This window comes from Rhodococcus sp. 1R11 (assembly GCF_004563845.1).
Taxonomy (GTDB): domain Bacteria; phylum Actinomycetota; class Actinomycetes; order Mycobacteriales; family Mycobacteriaceae; genus Rhodococcoides.
On sequence record NZ_SPNG01000020.1, the window covers coordinates 1 to 26,688 of the forward strand.

22 protein-coding genes and 1 pseudogene are annotated in these 26,688 nt (G+C 62.9%); 6 read left to right on the top strand and 17 right to left on the bottom strand.

The genetic code is table 11. The features are described from left to right. The 4 genes from E4P29_RS24575 to E4P29_RS24590 all read right to left on the bottom strand — a co-directional run. The coding region (locus E4P29_RS24575) for an aldehyde dehydrogenase family protein (RefSeq protein WP_135047706.1) at positions 1–457 on the bottom strand (457 nt) is incomplete at its 3' end. Between the two features lie 103 nt (positions 458–560). Beyond that, positions 561–3,491: an aminotransferase gene (locus E4P29_RS24580; protein ID WP_167735605.1), complete on the bottom strand. Its 2,931-nt coding sequence runs from the start codon at positions 3,489–3,491 to the stop codon at positions 561–563. Between the two features lie 8 nt (positions 3,492–3,499). Beyond that, entirely contained in the window at positions 3,500–4,843 is a 1,344-nt protein-coding gene (locus E4P29_RS24585; RefSeq protein WP_135047797.1) for an APC family permease, read from the bottom strand. A 40-nt stretch (positions 4,844–4,883) separates the two neighbouring features. After that, positions 4,884–6,518, bottom strand: a complete 1,635-nt coding sequence (locus tag E4P29_RS24590; protein WP_135047710.1) for an amidohydrolase — start codon at positions 6,516–6,518, stop codon at positions 4,884–4,886. A 217-nt stretch (positions 6,519–6,735) separates the two neighbouring features. On the opposite strand from E4P29_RS24590, the gene E4P29_RS24595 reads away from it, so the two are divergent. Continuing rightward, on the top strand, positions 6,736–7,527 hold the full coding sequence (locus tag E4P29_RS24595; protein ID WP_135047712.1) for an SDR family NAD(P)-dependent oxidoreductase: 792 nt from the start codon (positions 6,736–6,738) through the stop codon (positions 7,525–7,527). Positions 7,528–7,980: 453 nt separating this feature from the next. Here E4P29_RS24595 and E4P29_RS24600 read toward each other — a convergent pair whose 3' ends face one another. From E4P29_RS24600 to E4P29_RS24640, 9 genes and pseudogenes are all read right to left on the bottom strand, one after another. After that, positions 7,981–8,724, bottom strand: a complete 744-nt coding sequence (locus tag E4P29_RS24600) for a GntR family transcriptional regulator (RefSeq protein WP_245154474.1) — start codon at positions 8,722–8,724, stop codon at positions 7,981–7,983. A gap of 631 nt (positions 8,725–9,355) precedes the next feature. Next, a complete protein-coding gene (locus E4P29_RS24605) occupies positions 9,356–10,717 on the bottom strand; it encodes an aspartate aminotransferase family protein (RefSeq protein WP_245154475.1) in 1,362 nt (453 codons plus the stop codon). 16 nt (positions 10,718–10,733) lie between these two features. Next, positions 10,734–11,825, bottom strand: a complete 1,092-nt coding sequence (locus tag E4P29_RS24610; protein WP_135047714.1) for a phosphotransferase — start codon at positions 11,823–11,825, stop codon at positions 10,734–10,736. Between the two features lie 133 nt (positions 11,826–11,958). Continuing rightward, positions 11,959–12,410 (bottom strand): annotated as a pseudogene (locus tag E4P29_RS24615) (sigma-70 family RNA polymerase sigma factor); the annotation flags it as partial. Positions 12,411–13,391: 981 nt separating this feature from the next. Next, positions 13,392–14,144, bottom strand: coding sequence for a MerR family transcriptional regulator (locus tag E4P29_RS24620; RefSeq protein WP_135047716.1), 753 nt, complete (start codon positions 14,142–14,144; stop codon positions 13,392–13,394). Between the two features lie 38 nt (positions 14,145–14,182). Then, positions 14,183–15,697, bottom strand: a complete 1,515-nt coding sequence (locus tag E4P29_RS24625) for an NAD(P)/FAD-dependent oxidoreductase (RefSeq protein ID WP_135047718.1) — start codon at positions 15,695–15,697, stop codon at positions 14,183–14,185. Next, positions 15,694–16,620: a ferritin-like domain-containing protein gene (locus E4P29_RS24630; protein WP_135047719.1), complete on the bottom strand. Its 927-nt coding sequence runs from the start codon at positions 16,618–16,620 to the stop codon at positions 15,694–15,696. Before E4P29_RS24630 ends, E4P29_RS24625 begins: the two co-directional genes overlap by 4 nt. 2 nt (positions 16,621–16,622) lie before the next feature. Next, positions 16,623–17,495, bottom strand: coding sequence for an SDR family NAD(P)-dependent oxidoreductase (locus E4P29_RS24635; protein ID WP_135047721.1), 873 nt, complete (start codon positions 17,493–17,495; stop codon positions 16,623–16,625). Beyond that, on the bottom strand, positions 17,483–18,301 hold the full coding sequence (locus E4P29_RS24640; RefSeq protein WP_245154476.1) for an alpha/beta hydrolase: 819 nt from the start codon (positions 18,299–18,301) through the stop codon (positions 17,483–17,485). The genes E4P29_RS24635 and E4P29_RS24640 overlap by 13 nt, the downstream gene beginning before the upstream one ends. Positions 18,302–18,627: 326 nt before the next feature. Here E4P29_RS24640 and E4P29_RS24645 point away from each other — a divergent pair, with 326 nt between their 5' ends. The 5 genes from E4P29_RS24645 (at position 18,628) to E4P29_RS26575 (ending at position 23,792) form a co-directional block, all read left to right on the top strand. Continuing rightward, the gene (locus tag E4P29_RS24645) at positions 18,628–19,695 is read left to right on the top strand and encodes a ferredoxin--NADP reductase (protein WP_245154477.1); all 1,068 of its coding nucleotides are present in this window, start codon (positions 18,628–18,630) and stop codon (positions 19,693–19,695) included. A 121-nt stretch (positions 19,696–19,816) separates the two neighbouring features. Next, the gene (locus E4P29_RS24650; RefSeq protein WP_167735602.1) at positions 19,817–20,569 is read left to right on the top strand and encodes a TetR/AcrR family transcriptional regulator; all 753 of its coding nucleotides are present in this window, start codon (positions 19,817–19,819) and stop codon (positions 20,567–20,569) included. Between the two features lie 1,122 nt (positions 20,570–21,691). Next, positions 21,692–22,420 (top strand): helix-turn-helix transcriptional regulator, encoded by a 729-nt coding sequence (locus tag E4P29_RS24655; RefSeq protein ID WP_167735603.1) that lies wholly within the window; start codon positions 21,692–21,694, stop codon positions 22,418–22,420. Between the two features lie 554 nt (positions 22,421–22,974). Next, positions 22,975–23,508, top strand: a complete 534-nt coding sequence (locus tag E4P29_RS24660; RefSeq protein ID WP_245154478.1) for a manganese catalase family protein — start codon at positions 22,975–22,977, stop codon at positions 23,506–23,508. A gap of 149 nt (positions 23,509–23,657) precedes the next feature. After that, the gene (locus tag E4P29_RS26575; RefSeq protein ID WP_280634559.1) at positions 23,658–23,792 is read left to right on the top strand and encodes a hypothetical protein; all 135 of its coding nucleotides are present in this window, start codon (positions 23,658–23,660) and stop codon (positions 23,790–23,792) included. 254 nt (positions 23,793–24,046) lie between these two features. On the opposite strand, the gene E4P29_RS24665 is transcribed toward E4P29_RS26575, so the two are convergent. The 4 genes from E4P29_RS24665 to E4P29_RS24675 all read right to left on the bottom strand — a co-directional run bounded on the left by E4P29_RS24665 (position 24,047) and on the right by E4P29_RS24675 (position 26,475). Continuing rightward, positions 24,047–24,331, bottom strand: coding sequence for a DUF6114 domain-containing protein (locus E4P29_RS24665; RefSeq protein ID WP_245154479.1), 285 nt, complete (start codon positions 24,329–24,331; stop codon positions 24,047–24,049). Between the two features lie 85 nt (positions 24,332–24,416). Then, the gene (locus tag E4P29_RS24670; protein WP_135047727.1) at positions 24,417–24,641 is read right to left on the bottom strand and encodes a hypothetical protein; all 225 of its coding nucleotides are present in this window, start codon (positions 24,639–24,641) and stop codon (positions 24,417–24,419) included. 124 nt (positions 24,642–24,765) lie between these two features. Beyond that, positions 24,766–24,924 carry a hypothetical protein gene (locus E4P29_RS26165; RefSeq protein WP_167735604.1) on the bottom strand — a complete coding sequence of 53 codons (159 nt, stop codon included), beginning with the start codon at positions 24,922–24,924 and terminating at the stop codon, positions 24,766–24,768. 873 nt (positions 24,925–25,797) lie between these two features. Beyond that, complete coding sequence (locus E4P29_RS24675) at positions 25,798–26,475, bottom strand: GntR family transcriptional regulator (RefSeq protein WP_135047729.1); 678 nt, start codon at positions 26,473–26,475, stop codon at positions 25,798–25,800. Positions 26,476–26,688 lie beyond the last annotated feature (213 nt).

Genomic DNA, 26,688 nt, shown 5'->3' on the forward strand with positions numbered 1-26,688 from the left:
TGTTGCCCAGAGCAAGGTTCGGACCGGCGAACCGCGCCACCTGGTAGTACGGGAAATTCCACGGCATGATGCCGAGAAGGATGCCGATGGGCCGTCGTTGAACGATGGCGGTACCCGGCCCACTGAAAACGTCGATCGTCTCGTCAGCGAGGAACGCCGCGGCATTATCGGCGTAGTACCGATAAATCGACACGCACACACCGATCTCACCGAGGGCATCCTCGCGTGACTTCCCCATCTCCCTCTGCGCGATCTCGGCGAGGGTGTCCTGACGGTCTTCGTGAAGTTGAGCGAGGCGTCGCAGCAGCGCCGCCCGCTCCTCGATCGTCGTACGAGCCCACGACTTGTACCCGTCATGCCCAGCGTCCAGCTTCGAATCGATCTCGGCGTCGGTATCGACGGGGAACGACCTCAGCTCCTCACCGGAACCCGGATCGGTGACGATATAGCTAGTCATTACTGTCTCCTCAATTTCTGTCATTACTGGACACTCGTCCTCTCGCTCATTCGGCTGTCGGCAGCGAGCCGGGGCGCGCTTACCCGTCGAGCGAGTGGGATGTCTACCAGCCTTCGGTCAATACAATGTCGAGCGCATCCACGAAGTAATCCGCCCCCGCCTGGTCCAAGCACAGTGGAGGCTTCACCTTGAGCACGCAGTTCCGATCGCCCGTGGGCTGGATGACCACTCCCTTGTCCAACATCCGTTCGCAGATCGCCCGTGTCTCCTCGGTCGCGGGCTCCAGAGTGTCTCGGTCCCGCACCAACTCGACTCCGAGATACAGACCGTGACCGTGGACCGTGCCGATGATCGGGTGCCGTTCCGCGAGTTCCAAAAGACGCCCCCTGAGGTGCCCGCCGACACGACGGGCGTTGCCCTGCAGGTCCTCGTCCTCGAGGACGTCCAGGACCGTGCTCCCGACCACGCACGACACGGGGCTGCCACCGGCAGAGGAGAAGAAGTAGCCCTGGGACCGATAGGCGTCGGCGATGACCTTCGTCGTCGCCACGATCCCGAGCGGAAACCCGTTGCCCACCGCCTTCGCCACCGAGACGACATCGGGCACTACGTCCTGCTGTTCGAAACCCCAGAACCACTGTCCCAGACGGCCGTATCCAACTTGAACCTCGTCGGCGATCGCCAGTCCCCCGACGTCGCGTATCGCGGCGTAGACCTCCTTCAGGTACCCGTCAGGAAGCGCCATTCCCCCGGCATTTCCGTAGACGGGTTCGGCGATGAACCCCGCGAGGTCGACACCGTCGGCAGCCAGTTTGCCGATCGCGGCAACGGCATCCTGCGCGTACTGGTGAGCCTGAGCCCCGCGGTATCTTCCGCGATAGGAGTTGGCGGATTCCACGGTGTGGACCCATTCGGGACGAGTCGTCAGGGCGTTGGGGTTGTCCGCCGTCGACGTGGAGACTGCATCGGTGAGGTAGGTCCACCCGTGGTACGCCTCCCCCATCGAGACGAGGTGCTGCCTTCCGGTTGCCCCCAGCGCCAGCCGCATAGCAAGGTCACTTGCCTCCGAGCCCGAGTTGACCAGGAAGATCTGGTCGAGCGACGGTGGCAGCCGAGCGGCGATCTTTGCGGTGAACTCGGCGATGGCCGAGTAGTTGAACCGCGAGTTCGTGTTGAGTAGTTCGTACTGGCGGGCAACGGCATCTGACAACCGAGGGTGCGAATGGCCGAGCATTGCAACGTTGTTGACCATGTCCAAATACGATCTGCCGTCGGTCGACAGCAAGTGGTGCCGCCAGCCCCGCTCGATCCGCGGCGGGTTCACGTAGTAGTGCTCCTGAACGTCGGCGAGGTACCGTCCGCGGCGTTCGAGTAATGCAGCACTCGATTCGGGTGAACCGCCATCGGGGATGCCGAGCAGCGCTGCCGGATCGGCGGTGAGAGCCAGCCAGCCCGGGCCATAGCGAGGGGTGACGAATGAGGGCACAACCGGACCGTCGGCGTGGCGAACCTGAACGCGGATTCGGTGCCCTGCCGTAACCGTCGTCAGTGGCGAACCTGCCGTCACCTCGCCGATCTGCAGTCCTCGCAGGGCTGCGTCGTCCTCGGCGTCGAGTGTGACGTCGAGGGCCACGTCTGCGCCGGACAGGGAAAAGCCGTGATCGGTTCTTCGCGTCACGCCCGCCCACGGCGCGCGCAGCGCGGTTGTCTCGAAGAACCATGCGTCGCAAAAGGTCGGCAACGTGGCGGGTTCGGTATCCCGAAGAGGTGCAGTCTGATCGAGGCGAGGTTGTGCGTATCTACTCACCACGACACTCGCTCCCGTCGCGCGCGCGGCGTCGCCCAGTGCCCTTTCGATGTCATCCGGGTGCAGCCAGGCACCGCGGTCCCACACCGGTGCGGTTGTCGAGAGGTCCAGCACCGCGGGCCGCCCGGCGGCGAGCGGAACGTAGTCGTTCGGGAGCGTCACCCCATCGGGTCGCGGCACCGACAGCGCGTCACAGATCAGGGTGGACATGACCTCGATGGGTACTGCCACCGCCGCGTCGAACATTCGCCACTCGTCGAGCAGCCCGGTCACGGCATACTCGTTGTCCGGCTCGATGCTGACCTGCATCGTGCCGTTGAGGACCAGAATCGCCGCACGGATCACGACCAACGGCCAGACGGCCTGGGCCTCGGCGGGGGACAACGGCCGCACCGCGTGGAATCCCGTGACCGTCGGGAGCGCCGACAGTGCGTCCGCACCGGGATGGTGCAGGACCGAGGTTGCCGTATTGGCGAGTTCGGCGACGGCCCACGTTCGGCAGAGGTCGCCGAAGTCGAGGATACCGTCGTAACGCCGAGCGTTATCGGGCTCGGCTATCAGGTTGGAGTCGGTCAGGTCGAGGTGGACGGCTTGACGCGGAAGTTCCCCGGCAAGCCGTTCCAGGATCTTCCACGCTTGGGCCACGACGTGGAGCAGCTGGTCATGGCGACCCTCGTCGTCCTGGTAGGAGATGAGCTTCTCCGTCACAGCCGGAACGTGTTGTGGATCCCAAGCCAGCGTGCGGTCGAGCCCGGGATGGTCGAACGAGCGCAGCGCTCTGCTGACACGACCAGAGACATCACCCATCTGCCGGGCGACGTCGGCCCCCAGGTACGTGTCGGCCTCGACGGTGGAACCGGGCAGATAGCGGAGAACACGCGCGATGAGCAACGTCCCGTCCGAGTGCCGGACGGTTCTGTGGGTCCGCCCGTCGACACCGGAAAGTGCCGTGGCCAGTCGCACCTGGGGCTCGGCTCTCTGCACGACTTCGGCGGCGTCATCTTGCGCCCTTACCTCGGCTTCGGAGAACACCGGGTTCGCAATTTTGAGGACCCCGATGCGCCGACCATTGTCGGTGGTGAGCATGAAGTTTTGGTCCTGCTGGCTGCCGAGCGATTCGGCGATCACCGGGTGGCCGAAGTGTTGCGCCCCGATACTCTCCGCCTCAGCGTCGCTGATGCGCAGGGCGGCGATCTCCGGCTGTGCGAAGAAGTCGTAGCCAGTCATCTTGTTGCTCACGGTGTTACGACCTTGTCATCGTCGTGGGGAATCAATGGTGCATGTTCGGCGTCGAACTGTATTTCCGGTGTGGCCCTGCGGAAGCCTCGGGTGAGGCCGGCGAGGTACAAGACGCCGACGACGATCCAGACGAGTCCGACGATCAAGCCGAGACGAGACAGGCTGAACCACAAATAGAAGGTGAGGAGGAAGCCAATTGCGGGGGCGAGCCCGTACCTGATCAGAAGCCACGGCGTGCGTTCGGTGGCGTCGACGAGGAAGAGTTTGATGACCGCCAGGTTGACAACCGAGAATGCCGCCAGCGCACCGAAACTCACAATCGAGGCCATGGTCGCCAGGTCGGCCACCAACGCGGCCAACGAGATGACTCCGACGATCGCGATCGCACCGACCGGGGTCTGGAACCTGCGGCTGAGACGACCGAACAATTTACGGGGCAACACCCCGTCCCGGCCCATCGCATACAGAATTCTCGTCACGCTGACCTGAGAGGCCAGAGCCGCGGCCACACACGCGGCCATATAGCTGAAGAGGAAGAATGTCTGGAGCCACTGTCCGGCGGTCATGCCCATGATCTCGATTGCCGCGGAGTCCGGATCCACGATCGCAGACGGATCGCGCTGCACCAGTGTAGCCAGGTAGGACACTGCGATGAAGATGAGCCCGGCGATGGCGACGGTCAGCATGATTGCTCGTGGCACCGTGCGGCGTGGGTCCCGCGCTTCTTCGGACATCGTCGAGATGGCGTCGAAGCCAAGGAAACTCAGCGCCAGCGTCGCGGCTCCTGTGAACAACGTCGCCGGGGAGACACCTTGGTCGTAAATGGGCTGTAGGAGCGAGACGCCCGGGTTCTCGACGATGTGCTTGACCGCAAGGATCGCAAACACCGACGCGAACACCATCTGCAGCCCCACCATGACGAGATTTGCGTTACGCACCACCGTGATTCCCACGACGCTGAGAACAGTGACGACACCGATCCCCAAGAGTGAGTACAGCCAGATGGGCACCGCCGGGTACTCGGCGTTCAAATAGATGCCGATGAGAAGGTAGTTGATCAGCGGTAGCAACAGGTAATCCAGCATCAGCGCCCAGCCGGTGACAAAGCCGACGTTTCCGCCGAAGGCCCGCCGGGAGTAGGTATACGCGCCACCGGCGACCGGGTAAGCCCTGACCAAGGCGGCGTAGCTGCCCGCCGTGAAGAGCACCGCCATCAGTGTGATCACATACGCGGTCGCCACATGGCCTGACGTCGATTCGTTCACGACGCCGTAAGTGGTGAACACTGCCAGCGGCGCTGTGTAGGCCAATCCGAAGAGGACCAGTCCGGGCACGCCCATGACCCGCCGCAGTGCAGGGGCGGACGAGGTCGGTGATGTTTCAGACACGAGTACGCTCCATCTGCGCCGGCAGGGCGCTGGACGTTGAATTCGATTGGTAGGTAGGGATTCCTGCGACCCAGGTGCCGAGAACCGATATCGAACTCAGGTCGCTCACGGGTGACTGCCGCGGGTCGGCCGACAACCACACCAGGTCCGCCTCGAAGCCGTCGCTCAACACACCGCGGCTGGTCTCCGCGCCGGCTTGATAAGCGACGCCGCGGGTGACGATATCGAGTGCATTGACGATGTCTATGCGTTCCTCCGGCATCCAGCCACCGTGTGGGGTGCCGTCTTGGCGTGCCCGGGTGACGGCCGTCTGCAGAGCCGGCAGGACGTCTGCACTGGTGACGGGCCAGTCACTGCCGAAGCTCATCGGCGCGCCGGACCTCAAGACCGAGCCGATGCGGTACTGCCGGTGGCCTCGCTCGTGTCCCAACCTCGGAAGGGTCAGTTGCTCCATGACGTCATCCGTGGTGGCCCACAACGGCTGGAAACACGCGATGACACCTAGCTCGGCAAACCTGGGCAGGTCGTCGTCGTCGACGAGTTGAGCGTGGGCGATGACCGGGCGTCGGTCTCGAGGACCATTGACGGCTTGGATGTGCTCCACGGCGTCGAGGGCAGAGCGGGCTCCGGCATCACCGATGGCGTGAAGGTGCAACTCGAAGCCGAGCTCGTCGACGAATGCCGCGGCGGCCAGGAGCTCATCGTGCTGCCATACCTTCATGCCACGGGTGCACGCATCGGCATAGTCGTGGAGCATGTCCGCGGTGTGATTTTCGATGATTCCGTCGACGAAGAACTTGATGGTGTTGCACGTGAGATGAGGTGCAGCACGGATGCGATCGCGTTGCCCGGCAAGCTCGTTGCGCTGTTCGGCCCACCGCAGCGGGTCCGCCCGCAGTGCCAGATCGGCGCGGCATCGGAGCACACCTCGCTGGGCAGCCGCCAACCAGATCTCGATGTCGTCCGGATCCACCCACGCGTCCTGGAACCAGGCGATTCCACGGGCGGCGAGGTGTCCCGTGGCGTACTCCAACGCTTCGACCCCTTGATCGAGACTGGGTGCCGGAGCGACCCTCAGCGCAAGGTCCACTGCGCCCCATTCCAGAAGGGTGCCCAGTGGTTCACCGTCCTCCCGCCGCGGGATCTTGCCGACATCGGGCTGCGGAGTGTCCTTGTCGATGCCGGCGAGTTCGAGCGCCCGCGTGTTGCACCACACCGAGTGGTAATCCCATGCCCGCAGCATCACCGGGCGATCGGGCACCACGGCGTCGAGCCAGCGAGCGTCGAACCACCCGGACGGGGTGAGGGTGGCGTCGTAACTGGCAGCCACGATCCACTCGTCGTCGGGGTGGTCCTGTGCCCACGCTTGTATCCGTTCGACGATCTCGGACACGTCGTGAGCATCCCGAATTGCCGGTCCCTGCTGTTCCAGGCCCGCGAGAATGGGGTGTGCATGACCGTCGCCGAAAGCGGGTGCCAAGAGTCCACCCTTGAGGTCGATGGAGAGGTCCGGGCTCACACTCTCGTCCCACGGCGCGATGCGACCGTCTACGACCAGGAGCCGATCCGCGTCCGGAAGACCATTGCCTCTCCATACGGTTCCGTTTCGGAAGACGACTACGCTCATCGGCCAACTCCTCAGTCATTGCAACATTGGTCACCAATTAAACAAACTGTGATCGCCACAACATATACGGCGTCGGCCGCATGCGCAACAGGAACGGCGATCGAACATCCGAGCGACCACGTCAAGGGCAGAATTGGTCACCAATTGACCGATCATCGGATCCTTGATTACGCTTCGGTTGTCCATCCAACGGTCGTCACCACCTGGAGAGGGGACCATGTCCCACGGCGAATCTGTCGACCATCACCTGGGCACCGCCATCGTCACCGGCGCCGGATCGGCAGCGGGTATCGGGTTTGCGACCGCACGCCTCCTCGGCCTGACCGGCCTGACGGTGGTCGTGACGTCGACCACGGATCGCGTCCAGCAGCGGGTGGAGGAGTTGCAGGCGGACGGCATCCACGCCGTCGGCATCGCCGGCGACCTTACCGACCCCGCTCATGCCGGTCGGGTGGCCGCGCTCGCGCTAGAACGCACCGGCCGCATCGACGTCCTGGTGAACAACGCCGGGCTGGCTGCAGTCACCAACGTCGTCTCGACGGCTACCTTGGCGCACCTCACCGACCACGACTGGGCGAACTCGATCGGGTGCAACCTGACCACCGCGTTCACCATGACTCGTGCGGTGCTCCCCACGATGGTCGAACGCGGATACGGCCGGGTGGTCAACGTGTCCTCGGTATCGGGGCCCGTGTGCGCCTTTCCCGGCGACGGGGCCTACCACGCGGCCAAGGCGGGTTTGGTGGGCCTGACCCGGTCGGTCGCCATCGACTACGCCAGGGCCGGCATCACCTGCAACGCCGTGGCACCGGGGTGGATCGAGACAGACTCGACCACAGAGGACGAGCTGGCAGCAGGTGCTTCCTGCCCGCTCGGCAGATCCGGAACGGCGGATGAGGTGGCGCACTCCATCCTGATGCTGACCGCCAGGGCGGCTTCCTACATCACGGGTCAATGCCTAGTGGTCGACGGCGGTAACTCGATCCAGGAAGATCACAGGTTGCGCTGAAGAATCGGCGTCATCCCGGCACCGTCGGCGCGAAAAGCATCCTGTCCAGTGAATTCCGATGGGTGCGGCCGCAGGAACGTACGGCTACTGCGTCCTGACGGCGGGTCGACGTCCTGCGATGACCGCCTCAGCACGAACCCGCCCGGGGTCGGCAGTGACCCTCGCACTATGGCATCGCCAACACCATTTTCTACCGTCGTCCAGACTTCGATTCGCTGGCCGCACACCTGAATTTGGCGGGCACGTCTTCGGTCGCCTTCATGGACGACAGCGACGGAAGGCCGACCGGTCTCTAAGTCGACATTCTCCCCCGGGGTGGCCCACGGCTGTCGAATCAACAAATCTCATCGTACTTCGGGATATCAGTACACGACGGCGGTGCGCAGCATAGAGGAAGGCCTGGTCCGCCTCATCCCGTGAGCGACGGTCCGAGCGGCACCGTGATCGGGACGGCTAACCCCCCAGAGCGCCAACGGCGCTCTCGTCCTGCTCGTGCACGATGCTCACCAGCCGTTGGCAGTTGGTCTCGACGTGGATGGTGATCAAATCGAGTGCACGGTCGTGGTCGCGGTCCAGCAAGGCCCGGAGAATCGCTTCGTGTTCGGCGAGCGCTTGGGCCGGACGGGTCTGCGTCTCACGCTGTGTGGCCTCGAGGATGGTGATGGCGAACGCCATCTCTCGAGCGATCGAACCGAAGAACCGGTCGGCGCGAGGACTGGCCAACAGTCCGATGACAGCGGCGTGAAACCCGAGATCGGCCTCCACCACTTGCACCGGGTCGAGTTGTTCGTATGCGGCGCGCAGCCGATCCAAGGCCTGGCCCAATCGTTCGGCGAGCACTTCGTCGGGGGCCGCCGGGTCAGCGTTGCACCACCGTTGTGCCGCGGCGGTCTCCAGCACCAGACGTGTGTTGTAGAGGTCGCGGATGTCGGCGGCGTCGAAATCGGCGACCTGGGTGCCCTTGTGGCGCTGATGTCGAACCAGTCCGAATCCCTCCAGGATTCGGAATGCATCCCGCACGGTCCGACGGGATACTTCGAACTGCGCCGCGATCGCCTCTTCGCGCAGGGGCGCGCCGCGTCCGACCGCACCCGTGATGATGGCCTGCCGAATCAGTTCGGCAACCTGCTCTCCGGTGGTCGACCTGCTGGGCAACCCATTCCGAACAGGCGAATACTCGGTGGCGACCCGGTCCATGAGCTGACCTCCTTTCAGTGCCGTGCTCCAGTGGCATCGAGGCGATGATGTCGTACCTTCACATCCGACGAGCCACAAAGACGATTGGCGACATCGACCCCGGACGGGGGGTTCGACCGCACTCTTACCGAATTCTGACAGCCCCACCACGACGCTGTAGAGCGAAGCCCGCACTCATGGGGTTGTGGAGAAGATAGAAGGACTCTAGCTGGGCAGCGAACCCGGCTGCCGTAACGACAGGCCGGGGGCCGGTCGCGCAGCGCCGTGGCCGCTGTCACGGCCCCACACACCAAATGTTGGTACCGAAAGAGTCCGGTAGAAAGCGATCGACGTAGTCGAGGGTGGCCGACCAGGGCGAGCACCCGGCCGCGGCTCACGCGCGAGGTGGCCTGTGAGTGGAAACGGGTTCGCGTGCAGCGGTCCCGCGGTGTCGCCATCGTTCTCCTCCGTGATCCGATGCCGACCAGCCTTACAGAACGTCTTCGAGCTCTGCCGGCCGGGGCGCGTCCGTCGTCCCCGTCGATCCGACCGAAATGCAAATCACGGCGGTAACCATGGCGCGTAATTCCGACGGCGTGCTCGAGATGGTGCCGTCAAACGGTACAGCCGCCACACGTCGCGCCTGCTCGAATCAGCCCGGATCGAGTTCGCTCTTCACCACCGACTCGAGCTCGGTGAGCAGCCGGTCGGCATCCGCAGCGCGGAACGCCATCGGCGGACGGATCTTGAGAACGTTTGCGTGGTAGCCGGAAGCGGAAATGAGCACGCGCCGGTCGCGCAGCCGGTTGACGATCGACGCCGCCGTCCGTGGGTCCGGACGCCCGGGGTGCTCGGCCGAGCCGACCTCCACGCCGATGAAGAGGCCAGCGCCTCGCACGTCGGTGAAACGTGGATCGGTGCCGGTGATTTGGGCGATCCCATCGCGCAGCATCGTACCCACCGCACCGGCGTTGGCAATCAGCTTCTCGTCGCGTATTACCCGGAGCACCTCGTGCGCTGCGGCAATGGACACCGAGTTGCCACCAAATGTATTGAAGTATCGAATATCGCGGCCGAACTCGGTGAGCAGGTGCGGGCGGAACACGCCGGCCGCGATCGGCAGTCCGTTACCCATCGGCTTCCCGATGGTCACAATGTCTGGTGTGATTCCGTGACGCTGGAATCCCCACCACGTGGCTCCGGTGCGTCCAAATCCTGGTTGTACCTCGTCGGCGATCCACAGCCCGCCAGCGGCGTGCACCTCTTCCATTGCAGTGGCCAGGAAGCCCGGGGGGTCCGAGAAGACGCCGTCGGAGGAGAAGATGCTGTCAGCCATCAGCGCGCTGAGGCCGAATCCGTGCCGCCGTAGATCCGCGATCGCCCGTCGCACCTCGCTTGCCAGATGAGCCGAAAGGTCACCAGCCGACAACCGCGGGTCCGGGGCCGAGATCGTCCGCACGTGTGGGCCGAGCGGAGATTTTTCACCCAGTGATGGCGAGCATGCGGCGACCGCGGCCGTCAGACCGTGGTAAGCGTTTGCCGTGACGATAATTCCCTCACTGCCGGTCACCTGTCGCGCCACCCGTAGCGCGAGGTCGTTGGCCTCCGAGCCGGTACTGGTGAAGGTGACGTTGCCGAGTTCGTCGGGGAAGGTGCTGAGAAGGTCCTCGGCGTAGTCCACGACCATGTCCTGGACGTACCTGGTGTTGGTGTTCACCAATTGCATCTGCCGGTGTACAGCGTCGACCACTCGCGGATGGGAGTGCCCGACGCACGGCACGTTGTTGTACGCATCCAAGAACTCGTTGCCGGCCGAGTCGTACAGGTAGGTTCCCTGCCCCCGGACAACTTCGACCGGTACGTCGTAGAAGAGCCGATATCCGGGTCCGAGCACCCGCTCGCGGCGCTGCACCTTCTGGCGCAGCGCAGAGGGAAGCTCGTCGAGCCGTTCACGATCGAATCCGTTGGCCATGGTCACCGGATTCGCATTCGATCCGACTGAACCTCGTGTCATCACGTCTCCTACCTACTTAGTGGACAGTCCGTAGTGCGGCCGCATCAGGCCCGTCGGTCATCCCGGTGATCGGTCGATCTGGGGCGTCTCGATGACTAAGCAGCGTCTCCACAACCTCCCGGGGGTCGAGTGCGACCAACTGCCCCAGAGTCGCCCAGGTGTGCTGGGATCGCTTCCACCCGTAGCTGCCGTGTTGGGCTGCGTTCCTCGACGCCCACAGCACTCCGTTGAGCGCGAGGCGGAGCGCGGCCATGGGGTAGAGCACCGACACTTCGAGTTCGGTCAGTTCGACCACCTCGCCGAATCCGTCGAGCACGGTTGCAAGCGCCGCCATCGGATCTGGCTTTCTGAGCATGGCGTAGCCCCCGGCAATTGCGACCTCGCTGACCCTCGCTGTCAACAGCGCGTCGGTGAAGTCGATGACTCCGGTGAGCCGTTGAACACCGGACGAATCGACCTCGGCAAGGACGTTGTGGTCGTTCAGATCCTGGTGGACGACCGAGCGTGGTAGGTCCGCAATTCGTGGTGCGACTATGTCGTCGAACCACTGCAACACGGTTTCGACACTACGACGTCCCTCGTCATCGGCGACGGCGTCGAAATGCGTTGCAATGGCCTGAGGTGCAGCCAGGAGGTCCCACTCATGGGTTGTTCTGATTTCCGGTCCGGGGGTCATTCCCTCCAAGGCGACGACCATATGCCCTGCAGCTCGACCCCACGCCGCGAGGAGATCCGCTGTGTGACTGGGCATCTCGCCCACAATTCGTCCAGGAAGCCAGGAATAGCAGGACAACAACCACGGATCGGCCCCCAGCGAAAGGGTGGCGGTGTCGGACCCCGATGGATCCCGCATCACGCTGGGCGTAGGCAAATTCGGGACCGGTCCGCATCGGTCGAGCAAGTCGTGCTGCCAACGCACCTGTGCACGTTCCACTTCGTTGTCGGGAACCGTCTTCGCGATGAAGCGCCGGCCATCCTCGGCCTTCAGATGATAGGTACGGTCGAACTCGCCACCAAGTTGGGTAACCCGCTCGATCCCACACCCCAGCAATTCAGACGCAGCAGCGGCAACGTCCGAATCAACCTGGCCCATTGACGCTTCGGACATGTAAACCCCAATTCGGTGACATCACGTTGAGTCGACTTCGCAGTCATTGCGGAAGCTTCACCGCGGTGCCGCTCCCCAGCTACCGTATCGGACAATCGATTATTGGTCAATTGATCACCAATGTTGCATAGGCGGCGCGACTCACTGCTTGGCGTATCCACCACGTTCCGTAGGTGGAGAATTTGAATCCCTCTGTGTAGTCGAACTTCTCGATCGCCCGGATAAGACCTAGATTCTCTCTGGGATCAAATCGAGGAACGGCAGTCCGTGGCCGGTATAGCGTTTGGCGATCGAGACGACGAGCCGCAGGTTCGCTTGAATCAAGTGGCTCTTGGCTTGTTCGCCGTTGCGCGCCAGCCATCGGAGGTCGCGTTGCACGTCGCGGTTCGGATTGGTTCGTTCGTCGAACGCGCGGCGTAGCTTTTCCGCTGCGTACACTCCCACTTCGATTCGTTTGGCCAGCTCGACTTCCTGGTCCGCAGCCAGGAGTGGAACCGTGCTGATCGTCCTGAGGTAGTCGCGGACGGGATCGGCGGACTTCGTCAGTTCAGCTCGTCTGATCGCGCGAGCGATCGACTTCGTTTCCGATCTGTCCCGGTCGCAGTCGCCCGAGCCTGCGCCCCGGGAAGTATGCGGATCTGGGTAGTGCTGCCCTCGACCGTGCTGTGCCGTGGATGTGATGTCGTCTCTGCTGCTCGACAACGCGATCGAAGATGGTGCCACTCTCGTCCCCTCATGACGAACGCTTTTCGGCGTCGCGACACGAGTCACGGAGAGGCCAGTCTTTCAAGATGACGGTACAGGATTTTCGCGCATTCGAAGTCGGTGGACACCCGTCGCCGGCGACTCCTGACGACCACGGCGACGTGCTCCTCGACGGACGGCCGTGCACTCGAGCGCCCCGAGAAACACGCGCAATGACCGACGACGAGGCCGGTGTCTCCGATGCCTGCCCTGCTGCCTTTCGAGCCGCCCACCCGGCGGCGCATCGTCGATCCCCCATCCCGGTGCAGCCCCGGGCATTTCCTACGCATGCCCGACGACACTAGAGGAACTGGCGTCGACTGCCGAGGGGGCATCGGCTCTGCGGAAACCACGCGAGGTTGTGAATCGAGAAACGTTGCGCTGCAACATTATGCACCGGTTCACCGCTGAACCCTGTAAACCAAGACCGGTCGTAGTCGACGATCTTCGGCGCATTCGATCATCCGGTGCGGTCCCCGTAGGTTTCGATGGGCGTGCGTGCCCGTTCGGTAGAGCGGCTCGGTCGAGCCGAACGTCTGTGAATTCATCGGACCGCCGCGAACGACGTAGCGATAGTTGGCTGTCAGTGTCGTGAACGCCAAGGCGAGGCCGAGGCCACGACGGAGCGGTATTGCGGAACTCGGGGAAGGCGAGGGCGCGCGGAGTGCCCCGGCATGCAGACGGGCTGCCATCGGCTTTCGACGATCCCGGCGCGGTCCGATGTACAACACCGCGAGTGCCGTGGAGTCAGAAAGTCGAACTGGTTCCCGCGCCGGTGTCACACCCTGGGAGTACGCAGCGGACTGTTCTTGCTGGGACGGTTCAGGCCGACGAACGGATCGAACTCGGGGTGTTCTGTACGGCTACCTCGAGGTAATTGCCTAGTTGCTCGCGCAGATTGACCTCCAGGGTGCGGCCGAGGATCGCCTGCACGGAGTCGACGCTGAGTGTGCGCATGATCTCGAGCATGTGCGTCGTCCTCCCGACGTCCTCGCCCTGGGGTATCCAACCCTCGCCGTGCTGTTCGACGATGTGGCTTTTGACGGTTGCAATCATGGTTTTCGAGATCGCGTCCACGGCGGCGTGGACACGCTCGTGCAGATCGAGGAGTGTGGTGATATCGAAGCCGTACTCGGCGAGCGAGGCAAAACCACTGAGCAGTTTCGGATCGGTGAACGTGCAGCGATCGGCCTCGACATGGGCGAGTCCCAAACCCACCAACCGCTGCAACTGAGCGGGATCGCCGATCAGTGCCTCGGCCTCGGCGACAGAGATGGTGACGGTCTCGGCGGAGGCCGTCCATGGCTCGGTGAGGGCACGTTGCAGTCCGAGGACTTCGGTGAGGTCTTTGCCGCTTTCCCAGCCGTCGATGAAGTCAGCGATGTGCGCGGTGGTGAAACCACGCTGCAGAAGTACGCCGATCAGTCGCAGACGGGTCAGGTGAGAGTCGTCGTAGACCGCCGCCCGCCCCCGCTTCTGCGGGGGCGGGAGCAGGCCTCGTTCCCGGTACACCCGAACGTTTCTCGCGGTCATACCAGCGGCACGGGCGAGATCATCGATCCGATACTGCGCCATCGGTGAAGACTCCCCTCGCTCGCCGGTCGAACACCAGCCTAACTCCGTGCGCCGACCGAATCGGGGACGAGGTCGGGTCCGGTCACCTCAGTGGCGGCGGTCACCGAGTAGTCGGGCAATTCGACAGTTTCCAACTGCTTGATGTACTGCGTCGCGAAGCCGGGGTACATGGTGGCGTTGAAGCCGTCCTCGGTGAGGTACCAGCTCGAGCAGCCCGAGTTCCACGTGGTCTTGGTGAGCCGGGACTGCAGTTCGGCGTTGTACTCTGCCTGCACTTGCGCTCGGACATCGAGTACGAAGTTCTGATTCACGGCGGTGGCGACGGCATCGACGATGTAGTCGATCTGCGCCTCCATGTAGACCAGCGCGGAGCTGTGTCCGGGGCCGGAGTTCGGACCGAAGGTGAAGTACATGTTCGGATATCCCGACACCGCCACAGATTTGTAGGCGTACGCGCCCTTGCTCCATTCCTCGGCCAGAAGGCGGCCGTCGCGGCCGGTGATCGGGATGGGAGTGCCGGCTTTCGAGACGTCGAACCCGGTCGCGAACACGATGGCGTCGAATCGGTGCTCGATTCCCTCGACCGTTCGAATTCCCTTCGGAGAGATACCGGCGATGGGCCACGTGACCAGAGTGCAGTTGTCCTTCTGCAATGCCGGGTAGTACGCACTGGTCATCAGAAGCCTCTTGCATCCGGCTCTGAACTCGGGTGTGAGCTGACGACGCAGCCACGGGTCCTTGACCTGCGCGCGCAGGTGCAGCTTCGAAACCCCTTCGACCACACGGGTCAACGGCGACTTCCACACCACGCCGAGCGCGACCGACTCGTGCCCCCAGAACCAGGCCTTTCGGGCCAGCGACTGGGTGAACGGTAGCCGCCGGTAGACCTGCTGGGTTCGGCGTCGGGTGCTGAAATTGGTTCGTGGAAGCACCCACCCCGGTGTGCGCTGGAAGACCTTCACCGAATCCGCTACTTTCACCAACTCGGGCACGATCTGCACCCCACTGGCACCGGTTCCGACAACGGCCACCTTCTTGCCTGCGAAGTCGTAATCGTGATCCCACCGAGCACTGTGAATCTTTTTGCCCTCGTAGGTCTCGATGCCGCGGATCTTCGGTAGGCTCACATTCGCGAGAGGGCCTGATGCCATCACGACGGTCCGCGCGAATATTGGGTTGCGATCGTCGATCGTGATCTCCCACAGCGATGAATCTTCGTGCCAGGTCAGATCGGCGACGTTGTGCTCGAACCGGAAGTACCGGTCCAGCTCGAACCTCGCGATCATCGAATCGATGTACCCGAGGATTTCCTCACTGCCGGAGTAGGTGTGTGACCAATCCGGATTCGGAGCGAAGCTGTAGGAGTAGAGCCGCGACGGAATGTCGCACGCTGCACCGGGATAGGTGTTGTCGCGCCAAGTTCCACCGGGCCGAGTACCTCGTTCGAGAATGACGAAATCGCGAATACTGCGCTGGGTCAGCTGCACGGCGGCACCGATCCCGGCGAACCCGCCGCCGATGACGGCTACCGAGACCACTTCACGCGTACTCATGCGACGGGCTCGTAGGTCAGTTCCTTCGACCAGGTGGGCTGGCCGCGGAGCAGACGCTTGGGGTACTTGGCAGTCAACTTGACCATCGAGTCGGCGAAACGGTGATACGGGTGCGCGCGATCGATGACGACCGAGCCGTGCCAGCTGATGAACCGGTACATGGGCAGGCGTTTGGGGAAGGGAGTGCGCTCACCCACCTTTTTGAAGCGCTTCATCGCGGTGTAGAGCCGCTCCTCGTCCACACCCATCTCGACGATGTTGTCGCGCATCTTGTTCAGCAGTGGGATGTATCGGAGGGTTCCGATGATCAACGATGGATGTGCCCAAGCGCCGACGGTTTCGACGAAGATCTTGCGCATCTTTGCGTGTCCGAGCAGCTCGATGACCTCGAAATCTACTGCGAGATGCCGTGATTCGTCGGCGTTGATGCGCTTGAACACTTCCTGACATACCGGATCGTGGATCTCGTCCATGATGAACTTGACCAACGCACCGTCGAGGGCGACCTCGAGCATGGGGATGACCGTGCCCAGCACCGCAAGCGGAGTCTGGTCGGCGTATTTGTCCAACCAATCGATCACGAGTTTGACGTTGATGTTCGGCTGCGGGATCTCGTCGTTCTCGAGCATCCCCCACCGGCGCATCAGCGCCAGCTCGGCATTGGCGTGCTTCTGCTCCTCGGCATGGAAGTGGCGGTAGATATCACGGAGCGTTTCGGTGGGAGCTTTCCGCGCCATAGCCGCGAAGCCGCGCGCACCGACGTTCTCGATCCACATCAGGTCGGACATGAACGGCTTCAGTTTCGCGTGCAGCTCGGGGCTGATCGTCTCCGTCCCCGGTGCGTCCCAATCGATGTCCGCGAGAGCCCACTGTCGGTCCTTGATCTTGGTCAACATGCCATCGAAGTCGAAGTTCTCGGTCATTGTCACTTTCCTGTCGTCGAAGAAGATGCGGGGACGGTCTGTACAGCAGGGTCGTTGGGCATCAGGCGGTTGAGCAGGCCTGCGCCACGGGCGTAGAGGGCCGGAGCCAGACGCTTCGCGAGCCAGATCGTTTTGGCGTCGAGCTGCGGGACGACGTAGAGGCGGCCCTTGTCGAAGGCATCGAGGGTGCCGACGGCGACGCGGTCGGGTGAGAATCCGGTCCACTGCATGAGTGTGGCTGCGAGCGCTGAGGATCGGTCGGTGATGCGGCCGTCGATTGCGACGTTGGTCTTGACGAAGGTCGGGCACAGGACGCTCACCCGGACACCGGTGCCCGACAGTTCGGCCGCCAGGGTTTCCGAGAGCGACATGACACCGGCCTTGCCGACGTTGTACGGACCCATGGTCGGTGCGGCTGCAAATCCTGCGGCCGAGGCGACGTTGATGATCCCGCCGCGACCAGCGGTACGTAGCTGCGGAACGAACGTCTCGCATCCGTGGATGACGCCCCACAGGTTGATCCCCAGGGCCCAGTTCCAGTCATCGAAACCGACGTCTCCGATCGGTTTGCCGCCGATGCCGACGCCTGCATTGTTGATCACCAGTGTTGGTGCACCGCCGAATTCGAGCTCGGCGAACAGTGCGAGGTCTTCCACCTCGGATCGAACTGCGACATCGCATCGCACGGCATAACCGCGACCGTCGAGGAGACGGACGGTTTCCTCGGCACGTTCGAGCGAGATATCCGCACAAACGACGCGGCCACCGCGCCGAGAGAGCTCGAGGGCGAAGGCGCGGCCGATACCGCTACCGGCACCGGTGACCACGGCATCTGCGTCGTACGATGGCGAGGGCGTGGACTTCAGTCCGAACATGGGGTCTCGATTCGTGTCGATGAAGCTGTTGATTCGGAGGGAAGGCGACCGAGTTCTGCACGGATGAACCGCGCGGCTCGCCGCAGTGCAGGATCGGCCTCGGGCGAGAGTCGCGGCAGCGCCTGAAAGACGTGCATCTGGTCGGGCCAGATTTCGAGGACGCACGTGCCCGCCTCCGATTGGACAATCTCGAGAAGGTGATCGGCGTCGGCAACCAGCATCTCTGCGCCACCGGCTTGCACCAGGAACGGTGGAAGTACCGTTCCCGACTCGATCGCCAGTCGTAGCCGCGGGATGTGTGGCTGTTGGCCGCGCGTGTACAGCGACGTCAGAGCCCGTGCAGCCGCCGCCGAGATCATCGGGTCTTTCCTGCGACGTTCTCGGCGCTCCGCCAGCGCGAATGTCAGGTCGATCAGCGGGGAGAACAGCACCACCGCGGCAGGCTGCGGGACACGTCGTCGAGCGTTGTCGATGATCAGGTCGAGTGCCAGGTGACCACCCGCGGAGTCTCCGGCGATCACGATGCGATCCGGCTCGTACCCCGTGTCGAGCAGCCATTGGTACGCCCGCTCCACATCATCGGCAGCAGACGGAAACGGCCACTCCGGGGCGAGCCGATAATCCACCACGAATACGGGCAGCCCGGTTTCGCGTGACAGTCGCGACACGAGACCGCGGTGCGTGCGGGCCGAACAGATGGCGAACGCGCTGCCGTGCAAATAGAGCACGACTGCGTCGGTCGAGCCCGATGCTGCGTCGTGCCCGGATGCGTCGACCCACTCGCCGACGACCCCGTGCTCGGTCACCGCCGTGACAGTTGTTCCCCGTGCAACACCGCCGCTCAGACGCATAGCGACTTCGACGAGGACACGCGCCACGTGCACACCCGAGCGGTCGTACGGAAGACGCGACGCGATCGGGCGAAGTGCTCGGGCGGTGACCCACGCGGCACAGCGAGATCGGCGCGAGCCTCGCCGCTGCATGCTCGTGGTCGCCATGGTCGAGGTCATCGACACAGCATCATTGCTTATTGCACCATTTGTCAATGGTCTATTGTCGAATGACACCGACAGCCCGCACCGATAGAACAACCGGGCTGTCGGCCCAAGCCAGAGCCGAGTAGGGAGACTTCGTGACTATCGATCCGGTCGCCACCAAGACCGAACCGCGCAGAGTGCAGCTACGAGTGGAAAGCGTTATCGAGGAAACCTCCGATTCGCTGACTCTGGTGTTTTCCCACCTCGGTCCGGACGGGCCCACAGCGTTCACGTACCGCCCCGGGCAATTCGTGACACTCGAAATCCCTCACCCACAGCACATCTCCGTCGCGCGGTGCTACTCGTTGTCGAGTAGCCCGGGCATCGACGACCTGCCCGCGATCTCGGTCAAGAGAACCCCATACGGTCACGCGTCGAACTGGCTGTGCGACAACGCCGTCGTCGGCCTCACTATGTCCGCGCTGCATCCCGCCGGCACCTTCGTACCGGCGCGTTGGGACAGGCCTCTCGTTCTCCTCGCGGCCGGCAGCGGTATCACACCCATCATGTCCATTCTCAAGGCTGCGTTGGTCTCTCACGATCAACAGGTGGTGTTGATCTATGCCAACCGATCTCCGAAGTCGGTGATGTTCGCCGATACCCTGAACGACCTGGTGCAGCGCTACCCGACACGTCTGACAGTGAGTCACTGGTTCGAGTCCGAGCGTGGCCTGCCCACCTTCGCCGGACTGCGCGACGCGGTACCCGTCGATCCCGGTTCCGACGCGTACCTCTGCGGCCCGGCCGGATTCATGGAGCTGGCTGTCGACGTACTCGTCGCAGCAGGTGTCGAGCGCGATGCCGTTCATCGCGAGGTCTTCACGTCGATTCACACCAACCCGTTCCTCGACGCGTCACTCCAGGAGCCTGCCGAGACCGCGGCAAACGTGGGCACACCGGTGTCCGCCGAAGTCGAAGGCACGAGCTACTCGTTTCGGTGCCCACCGGACACGGTTCTTCTCGACGCAATGCTCCAACACGGAATCGATGCTCCGTTCGTGTGCCGGGAAGGCACCTGTGGGGCGTGCGCGTTCACGCTCGCAGCAGGCGAAGTCGAGATGCGCGGCAACGACACTCTCGACGACTACGAACTCGGCAAAGGTATGCGCCTGGCGTGTCAGTCCGTGCCGGTCTCCGCAAGCATCGAGATCACTATCGACTAGCGGTACGGGATATCCGGCAGGCCGAACATCGATGGACCTCGATCGTGCGCCGTTCGGCACCTGGTCCGTTCGGCTCGGCGAACATCGAACAGCCGCGAATTCTCGATTCAGGAAAAGGGTAATGGTCGACGGACGCGAACTGAGGTGGCGTGGGCACAACACTGCGCGCCGACTGGCCTTGCTCGACGGAACCATCGCTGCTGTCCGAACATTCGGCTGCGACATCGGTATCAACGGACTTGCCTCGGCCAACGGTGTATCGGCGCCCGTCTTGTACAGACATTTCTCCAGCAAGGACGAACTACTTCAAGCGGCTGTGGCACACTACGTCGAGACCATCCTCACGCCAAGAATCCGTGCGGCCGCATCTTCGGGGCAGGACGACTTTCAGCGAACACGCGCCATCATCGCGACGTATGTCGACGCCGTACTTTCAGATGGCGAGCTCCATCGTTTCTCGTTGGCGCACAACCTATCTGGGGACGTCCCCGCAATAGCCACCGAGGCCGAACATATGATTGCCGAGTCCCTCGGTGTCGTCATCGAAGAACGACTGCGTGCGAGCGGCAAAAGTCCTAGTGGCGCACAGCCCCTTGCGTTCGCGATGGTCGGGGCAATTCGGTCGACCGTCCAGTGGTGGGTGACCAGTCGCACCATGACGGAGAATTCACTTGTCGACTACCTGTCGATGATGCTGTTCGGCGGCATCGCCGGCATCGCAGAATCCCGAGGGTTTCCCTCATGTTCCAGCCCTCGTCCAAAGCCTGACGAACAACTCGTCGAGCTGCCGATTGTCCGTCCACAGGCATCCCGCACCCTCCTCGTTGCCGCAGCTCCTGCCTTGTCGATCAGTTCCGATTCGACCACGTGGTAGCTGGATCGGGATTTGTCAACCATGTCGTAGCAGTAACAGGTCGTAATGCTCCGCACGGACCGATGAAGGTAGTCGGCGACGGACGAGTACGCCGCGGGGGTAGGCCGGAGCCGCTGTATTCGTCGGCACGGAATAGCACAGCGCACAGGGATTTGCTCCGGCTACGCTCGAAGTCTGGCTCGGACTTCGTCGAACCACTGCGTTGCGGTGTCGATGTCGGGTTGCTCGATGCGGCTTCGGAGTCGTTCGAGTGCCCTCGGTTTCGGGTCAACCGAGGGCGGCGAGCCTGGTGGTGTCGCCGCGGACCATCGCCACGGACCATCGCCACGGCGAGGGTCTCGTCAAGGGGCCCGGGCCCGGGCGCGTCCCGTTCGTTACAAGTGCGAGCGAGCCGCGCTTTGTAGAGCACGTCGGTGGCGTAGCGCAGCGTGTCGGCCGAGGCAGATCCTTCCCGTCGGAGAAGGCCCGAACTCCAAGCACCTTCCGCGCGGGATAGTTCGATAACAGGTCGTTCGCAGGACAACTCCACCTCCCTCCTTGACCACACCGAGCGGCCATCGTGCACTGCACCGCTGACCGATCGGCACAGTCCTTCAGCCTGTCGGACAGGCGTCCTGCTGCGCTGCTCAACAGTCGTTCGGCGGAGAACTGGTCCAGCGAGCGAACGCAGCACGGCACCCATCGGCCGACGCGACCGCTCGCCGTCTCTGCCCCACGGTCCGTGTGATCGGCACGCTTATTCCTGCTGCCCACACGAGCAGCACCGCGCCGACTGTCGGGGTGGAAAACCCGACGAACAGATTCAACGTTGCTGTCGCAGCACCACCCAGCGCCGCTACCCACCACAGGTTCACGATCCGTTTCCTCGCAACCCCCACATAGACGTACAACGCCCTGTCGTAACGCGCGACGTTCCAGGGGCTCGGCTCGGCGCACGCAGTCTCGTGGGCGTGCCTGCAGTCGGTCAGCGCCGCGGAAACATTCATCGAACCCTGCCTATCTCAATTACTTTTTGTACCTAAATAAATTACTGTGACAGTATGTCGCAGGCAAAACATGCTTTAACCCGTACCGGCGCGAGCACGCAACTGGGCGTGATGAGTGGTAACAGAAAGATTGACCGTGAGTGACGCGGCAGCATACCGATTCGGTGTGCTGGTGCGTCAACGCCGCATCGAACTCGGACTCACTCAACGCGAGGTCAGCCGACAAGGTGGACCTGCAGGCCCTACGATCAGCAACGTCGAACGCGCTGCCGCAGAATCGATATCCCCAGACACGCTCGCGAAACTGGACCGAGGCCTTGGATGGACCGCCGGTAGTGCAGCTCGCGCCCTCTCCGGGGGCGTCCCCACCACAGAAGGCAGCGTCGCCGAAACGCCGCACGGCCCCTCCCCGACCGGAGCTGTGGCCGTGCCGGTCGGCGTGGTGACGACCATGTTGCGCGCCACGCGCACTCTCAACTCGGTACTCGATGGCGATATCGACGTCTCGACACTCGGAGGAGCGCGGCGCGAACTCACCACGCTCGAGTCGGCGTTGAGCCCGATCTGCAGCCGCTACCTGACGTACCTCATCGAGGACTACCTGATTCGACGCGACGACGAACTCCCGGCCGATCTGGCAGCTGTCGAGCACCTCCTCGACGCCGGAATCGGCGGCACCGACCCGGCCGAGCTCGACGACCGGCGGTACCGACGATGGCTGGCCGGCGATAGCCCGGCCATCGATCCAGTGTTAGACGCGCGGTATCGGGCCCGGCGCGACGCGCATCTATTCTCTGCCGAGACGATCGACACGTCGGCTCACCGGAGTCCGCCAGCCACCGCTGACCACACGGCCAGGGAATGACTGAAGAGTCGTTCCCGTACGTCGACGATCGGTCATCGATTTCACCAGGCTCACATACGCGTTTCACAGTCGACCCCGGCCGATAGGTCAGCTTCCGCGCAGGTTCTTACAGTTCGACGGGTGGGTACAGCTGACTGGGGGGGTGGTAGCTCGTAGTGTCCTGTTGGACACACCAAGGGTCTCAGGGCCATTCGCGCACACTGCGGAGAGGTCCGAACCGCTCGGTAGAGCTACCACGGGCATACTGGATCTTGAACTATATTCAAAAAGTGCTTGACATACCCTTTTCGTCACCGACAGTTTGAATGCAATTCAAGAAATGGTTTCGAGAGACGGGTACGACGATGGGCAACAAGCGAGGGTCGGCATCTCGCGATGCGCTGCTCGCTGCTCCCTGACTGTGCGGCGTTCACACCTGTTGTCGTGCGCGAGAAACTGAGCAACTGCAAACCCGGACGGGTTCCGGTGACCTACGCGCATCACCGAACCAACGTGCGATCGCCTCCCTCGCCGGCAGGTTCCTTCACGCCGATATCACCGCCGTGTTCCAGTCGATGAACGTCCGCGGCGCATCCGCCAGACCGTACCGTGACCTCATCCTGAGCATAGGCACCGAAGAGATCAGCCACGTCGAATCTCATCGGCACCACGATTTCTCGGCTCCTCGACGGTTCCCGCAGTACCAGGGCAACTTGACGGACCCGCTCGATACACCGGGTGCGGGTGGCGCGGTTCCGCTCAATATCGCTTTGTCCAAGAGCAACATTCACCACTACCTCGTCGGTGACCAAGGTGCGTTGCCGGCGGATTCGGTAGGCAATCCGTGGAGCGGTAGTTATGTACACAACTCCGGGAATCCGCTGCTTGATCTGCTGTACAACCTGATACTTGAATCCACCGGGCGTCTGCAGAAATGCCGCATGTACGAAATGACCGAAACCAAGACCGCACGATCGACGTTCTCTTATCTCATTGTCCGAGATCAGGCCCACGAGAACGGGTTTGCGAAACACTCGAGACACTCGGCATCGACCGGAAGAAGCCACTTCCCATCCCGAAGACAAATGCCGAACAGTTTCCGGAAGTGAAGAAACTGGTGGAGATGGGTCTACAGAGTAAGCAATACACGTTCGATCTCACGGGGCGTCCATAGGCCGGACGCATCTACCAGGGGATGTCTCCGTCGAAGGACGGTACGGATCTGGGTTCGAGTCAGCAGGCACCGGCTGGAGCTCCTATGGAGATCGCACCGGAACGACTCGAAGAATTCTCGCCCGGTCTCGACCCCGATCTGCTCGAGCTCATCCAGAAAACCGCAGAGATGGAGATGACCGATATCGACGCCACCTTGGGCGAACTCCGCAAAAAATAGACCCATTCATGGGCCTGACGGTGTGCGATAAGAAAGGGATCGTCTCGCGCACCGTCGGGCATCGTCGAAAGCGTCTGTCGGTCATGGCATCGCGATTACCGACGGCGCAGTCGTGAACGGTCTGTCCTCTGCGTGACGCCACTGTGGTTCGGAGTCGAACAGGTCCGGCAGCGTGTGGCAGCACATCCTCGCCGATCACTCCGGCGAGGAGTTCGACGTTTGGCGCGCCCACGCAAGAGTCAACGCGGATCCGATCACCCCGAGCACAGTGCCCAGCACATAGCCGCCATGTTGGCTGCCGGGAGCGCCACCAATGCGAGCACCATCGCCGCTACACCGGCGGGCAGCCTGGCTGCAGCGTGCGTCAGCACCGAACACGCACACACCAACATAAGGGAACCGAGCAGCAACGTCGATACGCCTGCGATGGTGCTGATCGATACCAACAGGTCACCGACCTTCACCGTAGCGACGGCGACGGCGACGGCGACGGCGGCGGCGGCGGCGGCATGAGCATGAGCCCGGACGCCTGCAAGCACACCCCGCCCCTAAGGGGCCGCATGGGACGCCACCGGCGAAACCGCGCTCGTCGCGTCGCAACGTCGGAATCGGACGCAGAGTGAGTCAGCACGACGTGTCGCCTGCCTCGACCGAGACAGCAAGATTCTCCAACGAGGCACCGGTCGCTGTCAGCCTGATGATCTCAACGCGCGTCTGTCCAGCAGAGGACTGACTTACCGCCACAGCGGACGTCGCCGAACCGGTGACTTCGCCGAGTGCGCTGGCGTCGAGGCCGAGTCGAACATGGCCTACCGATACCGTTCCGCCTACCGATGACGCGTCGAGCACGACTCAATCGGCTGTTGCTGCGTTCGGTCCTGGAACTTTGGCGAAGAGGGCGACGTCGCCGAGAAACGGGAGTCGTGCGCCGTGGTGGACAGGCAGACGTCGGACAACTGAACATGATCGAGTTTCACTGCGACGCTGCATAACCCCCTGCCGTGGTGGCGACCGCACGCGGGTACACCGTGATGCCGCTCGCAGTCACCGCAGATACCGTCCCGATGAACGGCTGACCGGACAGGGCAATGCTGACCGGCAATCGACCGGTGGCTATACCTCCGCCGATCACGGCAATACCTACTGCGCCCACCCCTGCTATCAGGAGGAACCGCAATTTACGTTGGCGACATCCGTGAATGCTTCGTCAAGGACGCAACTCTCGTCGCGTTACCTACGTATTTGCGACACTTGTTTCATCACAACGTTTTCGACACGAGACTCTGAAAGGACGCGGGTGTCGACGAGGTCAGACAGCCCTAGTTGTGACAGCCTCGTGACACTTACCAACCCAAAGAGACGACCGTTCAGCACGAATACCGGCCCCGAGCTGCACGAATGCGAAGATGCGACGACGGGGAGATCAGACCTTGCGCGGATCTGAAATCTGCTGTCTCGGTTGTCCACTCACATCCGTGGTAGCCCGCCGAAGTCCACGCTTCCACCCGAAAGGCGCTGTCCCGGAACACAAATCTGGATCCATGTGGACTCCATTGCCTCCAGTCGGACTCGAACCGACACTGTGCGGATTTCAAGTCCCTAGAAGTGGATTCACCTGAACTATGCTGGACTCGATATTTGTTCATTTGCAACGCTTTTCGTACATCACGGTCCGGCTCGGTCCATGTCCGAACGTACCGACTTGTGACACTCTCGTGACAACGGACTGCCGTGGATCGTGCGACATCGGACAGTCCTGAACGGTATCGGACAGCCACGGTATCGGGTGGACAGAGAGCGTCCTGGCGCATGGGCGTGCACATCGTCTCCTGCAGCTGATGCACTCCCGGCCGCGGCAGCTGCGGAGACTTGCCCGCGGTTCCAGCGCAATCTCGTTTCGGCCCAGACGAATAGACCTGGGTTCGTCACTAGCACCTGGGTTGTGCACGGTCTTGTAGAGATCGGGCGCGGCGGTCGCGACTCCAGTCCGATCCGCGACCTTCGCCTAGGGCCCCAGTTCGATGAAATACCTGGTCGCGGTGAGGATGTGCTGTTTCATCAGCATTTCTGCCCGATCTGGGTCCTTGGCCCTCAGTGCGTCGAGGATGTCGCGATGATCGGACAGCCTGCTTTCGATGGCCGAGGTGTCGTGGTTGATCATCTCGGTGATGGCGCGTTGACGTCGGTTCGGTCCGAAGGCGGTGATGTTCGCGGCGAGTGATGCGACGATATCGTTTCCGCTGGCCTGCTCGACGATGACGTCGAACCGGGCGGCTGCGGGTAGGACGCCGAGCGAGTCGCCTGTTCGGTATGCAGTCTCCATCGTCTCCACAAGCGATTCGAGTTCGATGATCTCGTCGTCGGTGATCTTCGATGCCGCGAACCGTGCCGCTACACCGCGCAGCGCAGCCTCGGTGTAGGCAAGTTCTCTCAACACCTCCGGGGACGGCTGTGAGACGCGCACCATTCGTGGACTGGTGCGTTCTATCAACCGCTCCTGTTCGAGCCTTCGGATTGCTTCCCTCACCGGAGTGGGACTGACGCCGAGGTCGGCAGCGACCGCCCGCTCGGTGATCCGCTCGCCCGGCAGCAGGCGTCCCAACTCGATTCCGTCGCGCAGCGCCTGGTACGTCCTCTCGGCTACTGTGCCGCCGCTACGCGCGAGCGAGAGCTGTGACGTCATCTGCAGGATCTCCTTCCCTTTGCTCTTTCGTAGAAATTAGCACGTTAGTCGGCATATGAGCACGTCAGGAAGATTCCGAAGCTTGATTGCGGTTTATGCTATTGCATAGCAGCGGGGTTGTGTGGTGTGATCGTCACCACGGTGCGAGCAATGCTCGTGCCACATCACTCACCCACCCGTGTTCCGAACGCTTCGTGTTCGACGACGAACGGG